Annotated in this window: 13 protein-coding genes; 8 read left to right on the forward strand and 5 right to left on the reverse strand. The window is 71.8% G+C overall.

From position 1 onward, the window contains the following. Positions 1 to 24 precede the first annotated feature (24 nt). From AB0M08_RS36205 to AB0M08_RS36220, 4 genes are read left to right on the forward strand one after another with little or no spacing between them, the layout of a single operon-like run. A complete protein-coding gene (locus AB0M08_RS36205) occupies positions 25 to 975 on the forward strand; it encodes an ROK family glucokinase (RefSeq protein WP_364503625.1) in 951 nt (316 codons plus the stop codon). 17 nt (positions 976 to 992) lie between these two features. Further along, a complete protein-coding gene (locus AB0M08_RS36210; protein ID WP_364503628.1) occupies positions 993 to 1,670 on the forward strand; it encodes an endonuclease/exonuclease/phosphatase family protein in 678 nt (225 codons plus the stop codon). A 50-nt stretch (positions 1,671 to 1,720) separates the two neighbouring features. Next, entirely contained in the window at positions 1,721 to 3,064 is a 1,344-nt protein-coding gene (locus AB0M08_RS36215) for an NAD(P)-binding domain-containing protein (RefSeq protein WP_364503631.1), read from the forward strand. After that, positions 3,061 to 3,840: an alpha/beta fold hydrolase gene (locus tag AB0M08_RS36220; RefSeq protein WP_364503634.1), complete on the forward strand. Its 780-nt coding sequence runs from the start codon at positions 3,061 to 3,063 to the stop codon at positions 3,838 to 3,840. The genes AB0M08_RS36215 and AB0M08_RS36220 overlap by 4 nt, the downstream gene beginning before the upstream one ends. Before the next feature lie 561 nt (positions 3,841 to 4,401). Here the strand turns inward: AB0M08_RS36220 and AB0M08_RS36225 are convergent. Together AB0M08_RS36225 and AB0M08_RS36230 are read right to left on the reverse strand one after the other, a co-directional pair. After that, positions 4,402 to 5,817 (reverse strand): trehalose-6-phosphate synthase, encoded by a 1,416-nt coding sequence (locus tag AB0M08_RS36225; protein WP_364503637.1) that lies wholly within the window; start codon positions 5,815 to 5,817, stop codon positions 4,402 to 4,404. Between the two features lie 62 nt (positions 5,818 to 5,879). Next, the gene (locus AB0M08_RS36230; protein ID WP_364503640.1) at positions 5,880 to 6,713 is read right to left on the reverse strand and encodes a DUF308 domain-containing protein; all 834 of its coding nucleotides are present in this window, start codon (positions 6,711 to 6,713) and stop codon (positions 5,880 to 5,882) included. Positions 6,714 to 6,856: 143 nt separating this feature from the next. Between AB0M08_RS36230 and AB0M08_RS36235 the strand changes: the two genes are divergently transcribed. Continuing rightward, a complete protein-coding gene (locus AB0M08_RS36235) occupies positions 6,857 to 7,561 on the forward strand; it encodes a lysophospholipid acyltransferase family protein (RefSeq protein WP_364503643.1) in 705 nt (234 codons plus the stop codon). Here AB0M08_RS36235 and AB0M08_RS36240 read toward each other — a convergent pair. Then, the gene (locus AB0M08_RS36240) at positions 7,558 to 8,247 is read right to left on the reverse strand and encodes a Crp/Fnr family transcriptional regulator (RefSeq protein ID WP_364503646.1); all 690 of its coding nucleotides are present in this window, start codon (positions 8,245 to 8,247) and stop codon (positions 7,558 to 7,560) included. The two genes, AB0M08_RS36235 and AB0M08_RS36240, sit on opposite strands and share 4 nt — an antisense overlap. Before the next feature lie 236 nt (positions 8,248 to 8,483). On the opposite strand from AB0M08_RS36240, the gene AB0M08_RS36245 reads away from it, so the two are divergent. Continuing rightward, entirely contained in the window at positions 8,484 to 9,338 is an 855-nt protein-coding gene (locus AB0M08_RS36245; RefSeq protein ID WP_364503649.1) for a phosphotransferase, read from the forward strand. Positions 9,339 to 9,360: 22 nt separating this feature from the next. After that, the gene (locus AB0M08_RS36250) at positions 9,361 to 9,855 is read left to right on the forward strand and encodes a polyadenylate-specific 3'-exoribonuclease AS (RefSeq protein ID WP_364503652.1); all 495 of its coding nucleotides are present in this window, start codon (positions 9,361 to 9,363) and stop codon (positions 9,853 to 9,855) included. On the opposite strand, the gene AB0M08_RS36255 is transcribed toward AB0M08_RS36250, so the two are convergent. Beyond that, the gene (locus AB0M08_RS36255; protein ID WP_364503655.1) at positions 9,839 to 10,519 is read right to left on the reverse strand and encodes a helix-turn-helix domain-containing protein; all 681 of its coding nucleotides are present in this window, start codon (positions 10,517 to 10,519) and stop codon (positions 9,839 to 9,841) included. The two genes, AB0M08_RS36250 and AB0M08_RS36255, sit on opposite strands and share 17 nt — an antisense overlap. Positions 10,520 to 10,611: 92 nt before the next feature. Between AB0M08_RS36255 and AB0M08_RS36260 the strand changes: the two genes are divergently transcribed. Then, positions 10,612 to 12,105: a DHA2 family efflux MFS transporter permease subunit gene (locus AB0M08_RS36260; RefSeq protein ID WP_364503658.1), complete on the forward strand. Its 1,494-nt coding sequence runs from the start codon at positions 10,612 to 10,614 to the stop codon at positions 12,103 to 12,105. A 636-nt stretch (positions 12,106 to 12,741) separates the two neighbouring features. Here the strand turns inward: AB0M08_RS36260 and AB0M08_RS36265 are convergent. Further along, the gene (locus tag AB0M08_RS36265) at positions 12,742 to 14,604 is read right to left on the reverse strand and encodes a glycoside hydrolase family 3 N-terminal domain-containing protein (protein ID WP_364503661.1); all 1,863 of its coding nucleotides are present in this window, start codon (positions 14,602 to 14,604) and stop codon (positions 12,742 to 12,744) included. Between the last annotated feature and the right edge of the window lie 38 nt (positions 14,605 to 14,642).

Here is a 14,642-nt window from a genome sequence, read left to right on the forward strand (position 1 = left end):
CTTGTTTCAGAGGGGACGGGCAGCGTGACGCTGACCATCGGAATCGACGTCGGCGGGACCAAGGTCGCCGGTGGCGTGGTCGACGAGCAGGGCAACGTGCTCGCGTCGAACCGCCGGCCGACACCGGCGGACGACCCGGCCGGCACCCGCGACACGATCGTCGAGGTGGCCGCGGAGCTCGCGGAGCAGTACCCGCAGGCGACCGCGATCGGGATCGGCGCGGCGGCGTGGATCGACGCGGCCGGCTCGACCGTGCTCTTCGCGCCCAACCTGGCCTGGCGTGACGAGCCGCTGCGCGACTACGTGAGCAAGGCGGTCGGTCTGCCGACCGTGCTGGAGAACGACGCCAACGTCGCGGCCTGGGCCGAGTTCCGGTACGGCGTCGCCAAGGAGGCCGACGACTCGATGGTGATGATCACCGTCGGCACCGGCATCGGCGGCGGCATCGTGCTGAACGGCAAGCTCTGGCACGGTGCCAACGGCATCGCCGGCGAACTCGGCCACCTCCAGTCGGTGCCGGACGGGCACCCCTGCGGCTGCGGGCGGCTCGGCTGCCTGGAGCAGTACGCGAGCGGCAACGCCCTGGTCCGGTTCGCCCGGGCCGGCGCGCGGCAGGAACCGGAGCGCGCCGCCGCCCTGCTGGAACTGGCCGGCGGCGACGCCCTGGCGATCACCGGGCGGCAGATCACCGAGGCGGCGCAGGGCGGCGACGGCGTGGCGATGGACGCGTTCGCGCAGATCGGCTACTGGCTCGGCGTGGCCCTGGCCGACCTGGCCCAGAGCCTCGACCCGCAGATCCTGGTGATCGGCGGCGGGGTGATCGACGCCGGGCCGCTGCTGATGGGGCCGGCCGAGCGGACGTACCGGGACCAGCTCGCCCAGCGCAACCGGTTCCCGGTCGCCGAGGTGCACGCGGCCCGGATGGGCAATGTGGCCGGTGTGGTCGGCGCGGCCGACCTCGCCCGGCGTTCGTAGAGCTTCGGGGGACGCGGATGTCCGGGGTGCCGTTGCGGGTGCTCAGCTGGAACGTGCACGGGCTGAAGGACGACCGGGCGGCGCTCGTCGCCCTGGTCCGTGAGCTCGCCCCGGACGTCCTCGTCGTCCAGGAGGCGCCCCGGCGCTTCCGGTGGCGGGCCAAGTGCGCGGCGCTCGCCGCCGAGTGCGGCCTGGTGGTGGCGGCCGGCGGGCTGCCCGCACTCGGCAACCTGCTGCTGGTCAGCCTCCGGGTGGCGGTCGGCGCGACCTGGTGTCTGCGCTACCCGCTCACCCCGGGCCGGCACCTGCGCGGCGCGGTCTTCGCCCGCGGGCGGGTCCGCGGCGCCTCGTTCACCGTCTCCGGTTCGCACCTGGCCACCGATCCGAACGAGCGGCCGGCCCAGGCGCTGCACTGGAAGACCGAGCTCGCCCGGCAGGAGGGCCCGCTGATCGCCGCGGCCGACCTGAACGAGGGCCCCGGCGGCGGCGCCTGGCGGACCATCGAGGACGGCCTGGTGACGACGCGGGAGGATCTGCCGACCTTCCCGGCCTCGGCGCCCAGCCGGCGCATCGACGGGCTTTTCGTCAGCCCCGAGGTGGGCATCGAACGATACGAGATCATCGCAGCGGATCGGGCGCGGGCCGCGAGTGATCATCTACCGGTCCTCGCGGACCTTCTCCTGCCTTCCGGCTGACGCCGCCGCCTGGCCTTCCCGCCGTCGCCGCCGTCTGGCAGGATCGCCGGGTGCACGACTCCCCGGACCTGGGTGACCGCCGCGACGCCGTGTGCGTCGTGGGCGCCGGCGCCAGCGGCCTGACCGCCATAAAGAACCTGCGTGAGCTGGGCTTCCAGGTGGACTGCTACGAGCGTGAGACCTCGGTCGGCGGTGCCTGGAACTGGCGGCACGACCGCAGCCCCGTCTATGCGGGCACCCACCTGATCTCGTCCCGGCCGCTCACCGAGTTCCCCGACTTCCCGATGCCGGACAGCTGGCCCGACTACCCGCACCACAGCCAGGTGCTGACCTACCTGGAGCGCTACGCCGCGCACTTCGGCCTCGTCGACCACATCTGGTTCGGCATGGAGGTCGTCTCCGCCGTACCGACCGAGGACGGCGGCTGGGAGGTGACCACCCAGTCCACCGGCGGCGGCTCCTCCCGGACCCAGCGGTACGCCGCCGTGATCGTCGCCAACGGGCACAACTGGGACCCGCTGAAGCCGGAGATCCCCGGGGAGTTCCGGGGGCGGGTGATCCATGCGAGCGCGTACAAGGACCCGGCCGTGCTGCGCGGCCGCAAGGTGCTCGTGGTCGGCGGCGGCAACACCGGCTGCGACATCGCCGTCGAGGCCGCTCAGCAGGCCACCAAGGTGTGGCACTCGACCCGCCGCGGCTACTGGTACGCCCCCAAGTACGTGTTCGGCCGTCCCGCGGACCAGGTCAACGACCGGCTGCTCAAGTACAGGCTGCCGCTGCGGCTACGCCAGTGGCTCTACCGCCGTACGGTCGGGCTGACCACCGGGGACCTGACCCGGTACGGGCTGCCGGCGCCGGACCACCAGCCGTACGAGAGCCACCCGATCGTCAACAGCCAGCTGCCGTACTTCCTCGGCCACGGCAAGATCCTCCCGGTCCCGGACGTGAGCAGCTACGACGGCAACGCGGTGGTCCTCGCCGACGGCCGCCGGATCGAGCCGGACCTGGTGATCACCGCGACCGGTTACCGTCCGCGCTTCGAGTTCCTCGACCCCGCGCTGCTCGCCGCGGACGAGGACGGCCGCCCCGACCTGCACCTGCACACCTTCGCCCGGCGCACCCCGACGCTCGCCGTGGTCGGCCTGCTCCAGCCGGATTCCGGGGTGCTCCCGCTCGCACACTGGCAGAGCGTGGCGGTGGCCCGCTGGCTGCGGCTGCGCCTCTCCGAGCCGGAACGCGCCGCCGCCATCCAGGCGAAGGAGTCGACCCGGCCGGTCGGCTCCTGGTCGCGCCGCAAGGTGGTGCCCAGCCGGCGGCACTGGTTCGAGGTCGATCACGTGGATTACCTGCGTTCCGTCGAGAGCCTGCTGAACCAGATGGAGTCGGCGTCGTGAGCTTTGACATCCTGCGTTTCGAGGACTGGACCGATCCGGTTCCCGCCGCTCCCCGGGAGATCGCCTCGCTCCTGCCGGACCAGGACGAGGGACACCCGCCGGTGCTCTTCGTCCCCGGCCTGAGCCACGGCGCCTGGATCTTCGCCGAGCACTGGCTCCCGCATACCGCCGGCCGCGGCTTCCCGGCACACGTGATCTCTCCGCGCCCCGGCGGCGACCTGCGTGCCCAGGTGCACGACGTGGTGCAGGCCGCCGCGGCGCTGCCCCGGCAGGCGGTGCTGGTCGGGCACGGGACCGGCGCCCTGGTGGTGGCGCGGGCGCTCGGTCGCTACCCCGCCCGGGCCGCCGTCCTGGTGGCGCCGGTGCTGGACGGGTGGTCGGCGCTGGGGTCGGCGCTCAAGGCCAACCCGGCCGGGAGCCTGCCGGCGCTCTTCGGCGGGCGGCTGCGGCTCAGCGCGCGGCAGCTCTTCGGCGCGGGGATCCCCGCGGAGCGGGTGGCCGAGTACATGAGCCGGATCGAGCCGCGGCCGCGGCGGGAACTGCCGGGCAGGGAGGCGCCGCCGACACCGGTCGGGCGGCCCCCGGTGCTGGTGGTGGGCAGCCCGGACGACCGGGTGGTGTCGAGGAAGGCACTGGAGCGGGCCGCGGGGGCGTACGGGGGAGCGCCGCTGCTCTTTCCGGGGATGGGGCACGACCTGTTGCTCGAGGACGCCTGGGCGGAGCCGATCGACGCGGTGCTCGACTGGCTGGCGAAGCAGGTACCGGCGCGTCAATGACCCGTGTGAGCCCGCCGTTTCGCCGCGTGTGATCCGGGTGCCGGAACTGTGCAATTTCGGTCATCGGCGGTGCGAGGCGTTATCCACAGCCGGGGGTTGTCCACAGGGGCCGGGGCCAAGATCAGCCGAATTTGCCAGTCTTGCCGTTAGGGATGGGGGCTTCCCCCGGTTTGGGGTGGGCCCCCTTTCCCGGGTCGCCAAGATCGCACGGGTATTGATCTTGGCGATTTCGCCGGGATCTTGGCCGTTGCCGGCGATCGTGGGGCGGCGCGGGTGCACGGTGTCCGTTCGTGTTGCGCGGCCGCCCGCCAGGGGGCGCCGTGAGCACTCAGACGGTGATCGTGTGCTCCTGGCGCCCCGAACTCGACCCGATCGTGTACTCCGGTAGCCCTCGGGGAGCGGATCGTGTGCGGTGGCTGCCTCTGCGGCGTTCAGCGTGTGCGGTGGCCGCCCTCCGTGGGGATCGTCGTGTGCACGGGGCGCCCTCTCGGGGATGACCGTGTCGCCGGGCCGCCCCTGTCTGGGCCGCCCCTGTCTGGGCCGCCCCTGCCTGGGCCGCGCCTAATGGGGCAGCCGCCGTGCCAGCCGCCCCGACCGGTCCAGCGCCGTCAGATACGCCCTCGCCCACGCCAGGATGTCGTGCCGCCCGAGATGTTCGCGCATCGCCGTCATGCGCCCCGCCAGATCCCCCGGCTCGGCCTCCATCGCCCGCAGCAGCGTGCCCTTGAGGTCGTCCAGATCGTGCGGGTTGCACAGGAACGCCTGCGGAAGTTCCGCCGCCGCCCCCGCGAACTCGCTGAGCACGAGCGCTCCCGCCCCGTCCTCGCGCGCCGCCACGAACTCCTTGGCCACGAGATTCATCCCGTCCCGCAGTGGTGTGACAACCATCACATCCGCCGTACGGTAGAGCGCCGCCAGCTGTGCCCGGTCGAACGGCTGGTTCAGGTAGTGGATGGCCGGCTCCCCGACCCGCCCGTACTCCCCGTTGATCCGCCCGACCTCCCCTTCGATCCGGTCCTTGAGGTCGCGATAGCTCTCGACCCTCTCCCGGCTGGGCACCGCGACCTGCACCATCACCGTGTCCCGCACCTTCACGTGCCCGTCGCGCAGCAGCTCGCTGTACGCGGTCAACCGGTGCTCGATCCCCTTGGTGTAGTCGAGCCGGTCCACGCTGAGCAGTACCCGCTTGGGTGACCCCAGATCGGCGCGCAGCTGTTTGGCGTGGGTGACCACGTCCGTACGGGCGGCGAGCGCACTCATCTCGGTGACGTCGATGGAGACGGGGAAGGCGGCCGCGTGCACGGTCCGGCCGTCGTTCGTGATGATCTCGTCGTCGGTGGCCTCCGCGCCGAGCAGCTTCTGCGCCAGCTGGGCCAGGTTGTGCGCGGCCTGTTCCCGCTGGAAGCCGACCAGATCGGCGCCGAGCAGCCCGTTCAGCAGCTCGACCCGGCGGGGGAGCTGCATGTAGAGCTCCGGCGGCGGGAACGGCACGTGCATGAAGAACCCGATCAGCAGGTCGGGCCGGAGCTCCCGGAGCATCTGCGGCACGAGTTGCAGGTGGTAGTCCTGCACCCAGACCGCGGCGTGCTTCCCGGCCACCTCGGCGGCGGTCTCCGCGAACCGCCGGTTGACCGACCGGTACGTCTCCCACCACTCCCGCTGGAAGACCGGCTGCTGGACCGCGTCGTGGTACAGCGGCCAGAGCGTCGAGTTGGCGAACCCCTCGTAGTAGCCGCGCAGTTCGTCCTCGCTGAGCGCCACGGGCCGTAACCGCAGGCTGCCGATGTCGGGCAGTCGTGGCGCCGGGCCCACGCCCCCGGCCCAGCCCACCCACGTCGCCGGGGTCTGCTGCAGGATCGGCTGCAGGGCCCCGGCCAGGCCTCCGGGGCTGCGCCGCCACTCACAGGCGCCGTCCGGTGCGGCGTTGTCATCGAGGGGCAGGCGGTTGGCGACGACGACGAGCGAACTCTGACGCATCACCGTAGGTTATCGACAGATCACCGACATTGGTCGATGCCGGAATTTCAGAAAGGGCAGTCCTACACCACGGCCCCGTCGTCGAACTCGTCGTCGTCATCGCCGGAGCGCAGCCGCCAGACCAGGGTGACCGCGCCGCCGACGATCGCGGCGAACCCGAACGCCATCACGTAGTCGTCGCCGATCGGGATCAGCTGAGGGAAGAGGAAGAGCACGAAACCGACGATCACTCCGAGTGCGGCGGCGATCGCGTACTTCGAGATGTGCGGCATCGGCGGGGGCGGCGGCGGGACGTACCGCTCGTCGGCCTCGTCGTCATCGTCGTCCGGGTCGTCGTGCAGGCCGGAACCGAAGGTGTCCAGCCCGTACAGGATCGAGGGCTCGGGCGCCGGCGGTGGCTTCGGGTCGGTGCGCCGCCGGTTCAGCGGCTGGCCGTCCTCGCCGGTCGGGCGGCCGTCGGCGCGCTTGTCGTCCCGCTCGTTCAGCGCCTCGGCCTCGGGCCAGGGTGCCGTCTCCGGCTCGACGGCGGTGTGGAACGCCGCGATGATCTTGTCCCACTCCGCGTCGACCTCGGCCTGCGGCCTCGGCGCCTTCTCGGCCTTCTCCGCGGGTGGGGTCGGGGGCAGACCGCCGGTCACCTTCTGCAGGAGCTCCCGTGCGCTCTCCAGCCGCGTACGGTCCACGTAGAGCCGATCGATCGGCCTCGCCGGCAGCGTGGTGGCCCGCAGCACGGGGTTGAGGTCCGCGGTGGGTTGCAGGTAGGCCGCGATGCTCTCCGCCGCCAGCACGTCGAGCAGGTGCTCACCGACGCGTGGGTCCACATCACCCGCGACCGCGTAGTCGGCCGCGTCCAAGCCGTTGTCCCGCCGCCCGCGACGGGCGCCGCCCGCAGTCACCGATGTACACCCCCCAAGCCGACCGTGCCTTGAATGGTGACACGGCAGGCGCCTGTTGCGGGAGTGCGTTGTGGCGTGCCGCCCCCGCTCGTACGCTTCTGGTCGCCCCGCCGACGCCGGCGGCATCAGCTGAAAGGACGTCAGTGTTCTACTGGCTGCTCAAGTTGGTGGTCCTCGGGCCGCTGTTGCGGGTGTTCTTCCGCCCCAAGGTGGAAGGCCTGCGCAACGTGCCCCGCACGGGACCCGTGATCCTCGCCTGCAACCACCTCTCGTTCTCCGACTCGATCTTCACACCGCTGATCATGAAGCGGAAAGTGACCTTTGTCGCCAAGGCTGAATACTTCACCGGCAAAGGGATCAAGGGGTGGTTCTCCCGGATGTTCTTCACCGGCGCGGGGACGATCCCGGTGGACCGTTCGGGCGGGGAGGCCGCCCAGGCGGCCCTGAACACGCTGCTGCGGGTGCTCCGGGAGGGCAACATCGCGGGCATCTACCCGGAGGGCACCCGCTCACCGGACGGGCGGTTGTACCGCGGCAAGACCGGCGTGGCCCGGCTGGCGCTGGAGAGCGGCGCCCCGGTCGTCCCGGTCGCGCTGCTCAACACCGACGAGATCCAGCCGACCGGCACGCTGATCCCGTCGATCAAGCGGGTCCGGATCCGGATCGGCGAGCCGCTCGACTTCTCCCGGTACGCGGCGAACCGCGGCGACCGGTTCGTCGAACGGGCCATCACCGACGAGATCATGTTCGAGCTGATGGCGCTCTCCGGCCGGGAGTACGTCGACGTCTACGCCTCGACCCTGAAGGAGGCCCCGGCCGGGAAGACCCCGGCCGAGGTCGCCCACTAGGTGTTCATGCCGGCGCGCCGGCGCAGGGCCTGTACGTCGGTCACCACGATGCGCCGGCCCTCGGTGCGCAGCCATCCGCGGCTGGCGAACGAGCCGATCGCCTGGTTGACGCTCTGCCGGGAGCCGCCCGCCATCTCGGCGAGCTGGCTCTGGTTGAGCTCGATGGTGATCATCGGCGCCTGGCTCTCCCCGGAGAGCCGGACCAGCGTCTTGGCGACCCGCCCGGGCAGGTCGAGGAAGACGTGGTCGGCGTTCTGCTCGGTGAGGCGGCGGATCAGCCCGCCCACCGAGCGCATCACCGCGTCCAGGATGCGCGGGTTGGAGTGCACCAGGTCCATGAAGGCCGCCCGGGAGAGCGACAGGGCCTGGGAGTCCTCGATGGCCTCCGCGGAGGCGCTGCGGGTCGAGGCGTCCAGCAGGGACACCTCGCCGAGGACGTCGGGTGGTCGGACGACGGTGAGTACCGCGCGCTCACCCGTTGGAGCGGTGCGGAAGACCGCGACGGCACCCCGCTTCATGATGATCAGCGAGTCCCCCGGGTCGTGTTCCACGAAGAGGATCTGGCCCTTGCGATAGTGACGCGGAACGGCCGTGGCGATGACCCGGTGCCGCACGTCCGGTTCCAGCCCGGCGAACATGTCCACACCGGTGAGCGCGTCGCCGGAATCCGGCAAACGATGGTCCACGGCGCAATCCCTCCCCCGATTGGGGACCGCGTCGACCCGGCCGGCGCCGGCCCCACGACGCGAACGATCACTAATAGCACGGAGCGTGCCTCGAACGCCATTTTTACAACAGACATCGAAGCTCGCTTCGTACGATCATGTCGTCTCGGTCGCTTTCTGTAAACACCCCATCGCCTTCGGTGATTGTCGCCCTTGCTGTCCGTCGCTTTTGCCGTCTGTGCCGTGATAATCCCGCCGTGCCGGATGACGACCTTCTGCGAGCGACCCTCCGCGATCAGTGGCACCTTGCGCCCTCGGAGATCACCGAGCTGCCGATGTCGCTGATGTCCCGTGGCTGGGAGATCACCTGTGGGGCGGAGCGCTACGTCGCCCGTCTGGTGGAGACCGCCGCCCGGCAGCACGCCGAGGCCGGCCTGGTCGCCGCCGACCACCTGCGCGGGGTGCGGATCGCGGCCGGGGAGCCGATCCGCACGCTCGGCGGCGCGCTCACCGCCGTGTCCGGGCCGGGGGTGCTCGCCGTGCTGCGCCGCGTACCGGGCCGCCATCTGGACGGGGAGGATCCGGTGGACCAGCAGTGGTGGGGCGAGCGTCTCGGGGCCGTACACCGCGCTCTGGCCGGTTTCCGACACCCCGGCCTGCGGCCGTGGCAGCTGCTCGACCTCGACGCCCCGCATCTGGACGCCGAGCCCTGGCTGCGCGAGGCCGTCTCGGCCGCGGTCACCGCCGCGACCCGCCTCACCGTCACCGATCAGTTGACGTACGGGTTCCTGCACGGCGACCCGGCACCCCAGGTGTTCGTCCTCGACGTGTCCACCGGCCGGTCCGGGCTGCTGTACTGCGGCTCCGGCGGCACCGGCCCGCTCGTCTACGACGTGGCCGCCGCGGTGGCGTACGCGGGTGGCCCGGAGCGCGCGGCCGAGCTGCTGGACGGCTACCGCTCGGCCGGCCCGGTGACCGCGGACGAGCTGGACGCCGCGCTGCCCGTCCTGTTGCGCCTGCGCTGGGCGGTCTGGGCGGAGCGGGCCGCCCGCTGGGCCTGCGCGGCGGGCCTGGGCCGTGCGAGGGAGGCCCTGGAGTCCATGCCCGGGTGACGATGCGAGAAGATTAACGACGATGGTGTATCGCTACTTTTACGACTGTGAATTCATCGAGGACGGGCGGATCGTCGACCTGGTCTCGATCGGTGTCGTCGACGAGTTCGGCCGCGAGTTCTACGCGGTCAGCACGGAGTTCGACGACAGCCGCGCCGTGCCCTGGGTGCGCCGCAACGTGCTCGACAAGCTGCCCTCGCCGTCCGACCGGTCGTGGCGCAGCCGGGAGCGGATCCGCGAGGACCTCTACGAGTTCCTGATCGAGCCGATCCGCGGCCGTAACGAGCAGATGGAGCTCTGGGCCTGGTACGCGGCGTACGACCACGTCGCGCTCGCCCAACTCTGGGGTGCCATGCCGGCGCTGCCCCGGGAGATCCCCCGGTTCACCAAGGACCTGCGCCAGCGCTGGGACGACCAGGGCCGCCCCACGCTGCCGGAGATGTCCGGGCGGCACGACGCGCTGGTCGACGCCCGTCACAACCTGGCCCGCTGGAACGTGCTCAGCTCGGCCGGTTAGCCCCCGGACGGCGTGCCTCGATCGGGGGCACGCAGTCCTCGACGATCGCCTCGAGGTCGGCCTGGGTGACCGCCGGCCCGAGGTCGCCGTTGCCCGGCTGGGCCTTCAGTCCGTCGATGATCAACTCTAGATAGCGCTCGTGGATCGCCGGCCGGGTGTCGCCCGCGTGCCGGGCCAGATCCGTGATCATCGCCATGATGATCGGGAAGTCCTGCAGCCCGACGTCCGGCCGGAGCGTCCCCTCCGCGTGCGCCCGGTCGATCAGCTCGCCGATCAGCGGCACCATGTGCTCGCCGACGCGTGCGAAGTGGTGCTTGTCGATGCCGATGCAGAGTGCCGCGTCCCGTAGCCCCCGGTCGCCGCAGTGCATCCGGGCGGTCCGGCGCAGCAGCATGGTCAGCCCGTCCCAGGCGGACGGGAGCGCCAGCGCGTCCTCGGCGAGCGAGACGAGATCCTCCAGCCGGTCCGCGAAGACCGCCTCGATCAGCGCCTCCTTGGTCGGGAACCGGCGGTAGACCGTGCCCACGCCGACCGCGGCGTGATGGGCCACGTCGTCGAGCGTGGCGGCGAAACCGCGGGCGGCGAAGACCTCGCGGGCGGCCTCGATGATGCGTTCCCGGTTGCGCTGCGCGTCGCGCCGCAGGGGCCGGACGGTCTCGGTCATGTGGGGAAGCGTACATCTAACTGGAGGTAGTTCCTCAACTTGCCCTGCTAGCCTGCCGATGTGGAGGACGTTCCTCAACTTCCCGAAAGGCCATGATGAGCACCGTTACTGATCGACGCCGCGAAGCCGGACGTGAGGGCGTCGCCGCACCCGGAGACTCCGGACGCTGGTGGGCGCTGGTGGTGCTCGCCCTCGCCCAGCTGATGGTGGTGCTGGACGCCACCATCGTGAACATCGCACTGCCCACCGCCCAGGCGGACCTCGGCTTCTCCGACGCCGACCGCCAGTGGGTGGTGACCGGGTACGCGCTCGCCTTCGGCAGCCTGCTGCTGCTCGGCGGACGGCTCTCCGACTTCTTCGGCCGCAAGCGGATGTTCCTCATCGGCCTGGTCGGCTTCGCACTGGCCTCCGCCCTCGGCGGCGCGGCCAACGGCCTGGAGATGCTGATCATCGCCCGGGCCCTGCAGGGCGCCTTCGGCGCGGCCCTCGCCCCGGCCGCCCTGTCGCTGCTCTCCACGACCTTCACCGACCCCGCCGAGCGGGGCAAGGCGTTCGGCGTCTACGGCGCCATCTCCGGTGCCGGCGGCGGCGTCGGCCTGCTGCTCGGCGGCGTGCTCACCGAGTACGCGTCCTGGCGCTGGTGCCTGCTCGTCAACCTGGTGATCGCCGCGCTCGCCGTCGTCGGCGCCACCCTGCGCCTCAAGGACGAGCCGGTCGCCGCCCACGGCAAGATCGACATTCCGGGTACGGTCACCGCGGTCGCGGGTCTGGTCGCTCTCGTCTACGGCCTGGGCAACGCCGAGACCGACGGCTGGACCGACGCGTGGACCCTCGGCCCGATCATCGCGGGCCTGGCCATCCTCGCGGTCTTCATCGGCATCGAGCGCCGGGTCGAGCACCCGCTGCTCCCGCTCCGCGTCGTGCTGGACCGTAACCGCGGCGGCTCGTACGCCTCGATCGCGATCGCCGGCGCCGGCATGTTCGGCATCTTCCTGTTCCTGACGTACTACCTGACCGGCGTCCTCGGCTTCACCCCGATCCAGACCGGCCTCGCCTTCCTGCCGATGCTGGGCTCGGTCATGCTGACCGCCACCACGGCCGGCTCGTTCCTGGCCCCGAAGGTCGGCCCGCGCCCGCTGGTCCCGGTCGGCGCCCTCGTCGCGGCCGCCGGCATGCTCTTCCTGACCCGCTTGGACCTCGACTCCACGTACGCCGGCGGCGTGCTCCCCGGCCTGATCATCATCGGTCTCGGCCTGGGCCTGGTCTTCGCACCCACACAGAACGCCGCCACCTCCGGCGTCGAGCACCGCGACGCGGGTGTCGCCTCCGCGATGATCAACACGGTCCAGCAGATCGGCGGCTCCATCGGCACCGCGCTGCTGAGCTCCTTCTACGCCACCGCGATCACCGACTACATGTCCGGCAAGACCGCAGCCTCCCAGCCCGAGGCCCTGATCAGCGGCTACCACACGGTCTTCTGGTGGTCCGCCGGCTTCTTCCTGCTCGCCGCCGTCGTCGCCGCCGTCCTCTTCCGCACCGGCCCCCTGGACGTCGACCCCGACGCCCCTCCCGCCATGGCCCACTGACCCCTATGCCCCGATTGAACCCTGCACCCCACTGACCTTCCGCTCCTCGGAGAGCCCGGCCGCCCACAGCGGCCGGGCTCTCCCCTTTCCGCCCACCCCGCCACCCTGTCTGGCCAGGCTTGATCGACTTTTCATGATCAACCGCAGGGATGATCTTCGCGGCTGGTGGTGAGGGGTGTCTCGGCGGGCTTGAGTGACCTCTGAACGCCAGCTTTCCCGGCGCGGCTGGCGTCCACGGGTCTCTCGGAGGGCCCGAGGCACCCCGGACCACCAGCCCACCGCCCCGAGACACCCCGGATCGCCAGCCCACCGCCCCGAGGCACCCCGGATCGCCAGCCGACCGGCCCGAGACACCCCGGATCGCCAGCCCACCGCCCCGAGGCACCCCGGATCGCCAGCCGACCGGCCCGAGACACCCCGGATCGCCAGCCGACCGGCTGAGGCGCCCTGGTCCGCCGGCTCACCGCCTGCGGGGTGCCGCCCGGCCGGTCCACGAACGAACCCCTGGCTGGTGGTCAGGGGTGTCTGGGGCGGTGTGAAAGGGCTGCCGGGGAGAGGGCGGCTGGGGAAAAGGCGGCAGGGAAAGGGAAACGCCCGGCACGCGGGGGAGCGGCCGGGCGTTTCGGTGTGGGAGGGCTAGAGGGTGAGGCCGTGGCCGTACGGGAAGAGGGGGTCCAACGTGTCGTTGGGGACGTCCTCGCGGGAGGCCTCCACGGCGGCCATCGAGGACGGCAGCTCGAAGGGGAGCGTGCCGGTGGCGGGGGAGCGGCCGAAGAGCACGTCGAGCAGGGCCTCGTCGCTGACGCCGAACGTGCCGACGAGGGCGGCGGCCTGAGCGGCCAGCGGGGTCAGGACGGCCGGGCGGTCCAGCCAGACGTCGACGACCGTGGGGAGCGTGCCGGTCAGGGTGAGTACCGGGGCCAGCTCCTCGTCGGTGAAGTCGAGCCGCCCGGCGTGGAAGAACGCCTCGAAGCCGCCGCCGCGGGCGTCGTAGGGCGCGGCCCGCCGGACGATCGCCACGTCGGCGAGGGCGGGGTCGTCGGTGACCTTGGCGTAGCCGGCGGCCACCACCGGGTCGACCCCGTCCAGGTAGACCGTGATCCCCTCGGTGAGCGGCAGCACCGGAGCCCCGGCCGTGGACGTCCCGGAATCCGGGCCCGCGGGCGCCTCGGCGGAGGCGGGCGCGGCAGAGGAGCCGGTGGGCGCGGCGGAGGCGGTGGAAGCGGCGGAGGCGGAAGGGGCGCCGTTGGTCAGGAGGACGATCGAGCGGTGCTGGCCGTCCAGGCCGGCGGCGCGGAAGGCCGGCTTGCCGGCGATCTCCTCGGTCGCGTCGGGGTCGACGAAGCGGCGCTCGTCGAAGAGGCCCAGGCGGAACTTGTCGCGCAGGATGCGCCGGATGGAGACGTCGATCCGCTCCTCGGTGATCCGGCCCGACTCGACCAGCTGGATGATCAGTTCCGGGCAGTGCTCGCCGCCGAGCTGGTCGGCGCCGGCGTGCAGGATCTTCTCGGCGCGGGAGAGCAGGTCGAGGTGCTCGACGCCCCACGCGCGGGCCGGCATCGGGGAGCCCATGATCTCCGCGTCGGTGACCAGGCCCCAGTCGGTGCAGACCACGCCGTCGAAGCCGTACCGCTGCCGGAGCAGGCCCTCGATCACGCCCCGGTTGAAGCCGAAGCCGACCGCCTCGTGCTCGGTGTCGACCGGCATCCCGTAGTACGGCATCACCTGCGCGGCGCCCGCCCGGAACGCGGCCTCGAACGGCTTGAGGTGGTAGTCCCACATGCCGCCGGGGTAGACCTGCTCCCGGCCGTACGCGAAGTGCGCGTCCTCGCCGTTCATCTGCGGGCCGGCGCCGGGGAAGTGCTTCACCATCGCGGCGACGCTGTCCGGGCCGAGCTCGGTGCCCTGCAGGCCCTGGATGTACGCGACCAGCAGCGACGACACCATGTCGGCGTCCGAGCCGAGGGTGCCGCTGGTCCGCGCCCACCGCGGCTCGGTCGCGAGGTCCGCCATCGGGTGCAGCGCGACCCGGATCCCCGCCGCCAGGTACTCCTGACGGGCGATGTCCGCGAATGCCCGTACCAGAGAGGGGTCCTTGGTGGCGCCCAGACCGATCGGTTCCGGCCAGGCCGAGAAGCCACCCGCCGCGGCCGAGGCGGCCGGATTGTCGATCACGCCGTGCCGGGGATCGGTCGAGACGGTGACCGGGATGCCGAGCCGGGTGCCCGCGGCGATCTCCTGGACCCGGTTGTGCCACTCGGCGATCTTGCGGGGCGTGACCGGGCCGAAGGTCAGGATGTTGACGTGGTTGATCAGCTTGTCGGTGATCAGCGAGGCGGTCGACGGGATCATCGCGTCGCCGGGCGGGAGGGTGCCGTCGGGGCTGACGCCGGCCATCGTGTGGAACATCAGACCGGCCTTCTCGGCCAGGGTCATCCGGCCGAGCAGGTCGCTCACCCGCTCCTCGAGGGGGAGCTCAGGGTTCTGATACGGGTTCATAACCGAGTCCTAAAGGAGAAAGGGTGGGCCGGCGAACC

Origin of the sequence: Actinoplanes sp. NPDC051851 (genome assembly GCF_040681165.1) — a bacterium.
Lineage (GTDB): Bacteria > Actinomycetota > Actinomycetes > Mycobacteriales > Micromonosporaceae > Actinoplanes.

What these genes read in the sequence shown, in the direction of transcription:
- AB0M08_RS36210 (WP_364503628.1), top strand. Translation starts at nt 993, where the DNA reads ATGTCCGGGGTGCCGTTGCGGGTGCTCAGCTGGAACGTGCACGGGCTG.
- AB0M08_RS36225 (WP_364503637.1), bottom strand. Translation starts at nt 5,817, where the DNA reads ATGCGTCAGAGTTCGCTCGTCGTCGTCGCCAACCGCCTGCCCCTCGAT.
- AB0M08_RS36250 (WP_364503652.1), top strand. Translation starts at nt 9,361, where the DNA reads ATGGTGTATCGCTACTTTTACGACTGTGAATTCATCGAGGACGGGCGG.
- AB0M08_RS36255 (WP_364503655.1), bottom strand. Translation starts at nt 10,519, where the DNA reads ATGACCGAGACCGTCCGGCCCCTGCGGCGCGACGCGCAGCGCAACCGG.
- AB0M08_RS36260 (WP_364503658.1), top strand. Translation starts at nt 10,612, where the DNA reads ATGATGAGCACCGTTACTGATCGACGCCGCGAAGCCGGACGTGAGGGC.
- AB0M08_RS36265 (WP_364503661.1), bottom strand. Translation starts at nt 14,604, where the DNA reads ATGAACCCGTATCAGAACCCTGAGCTCCCCCTCGAGGAGCGGGTGAGC.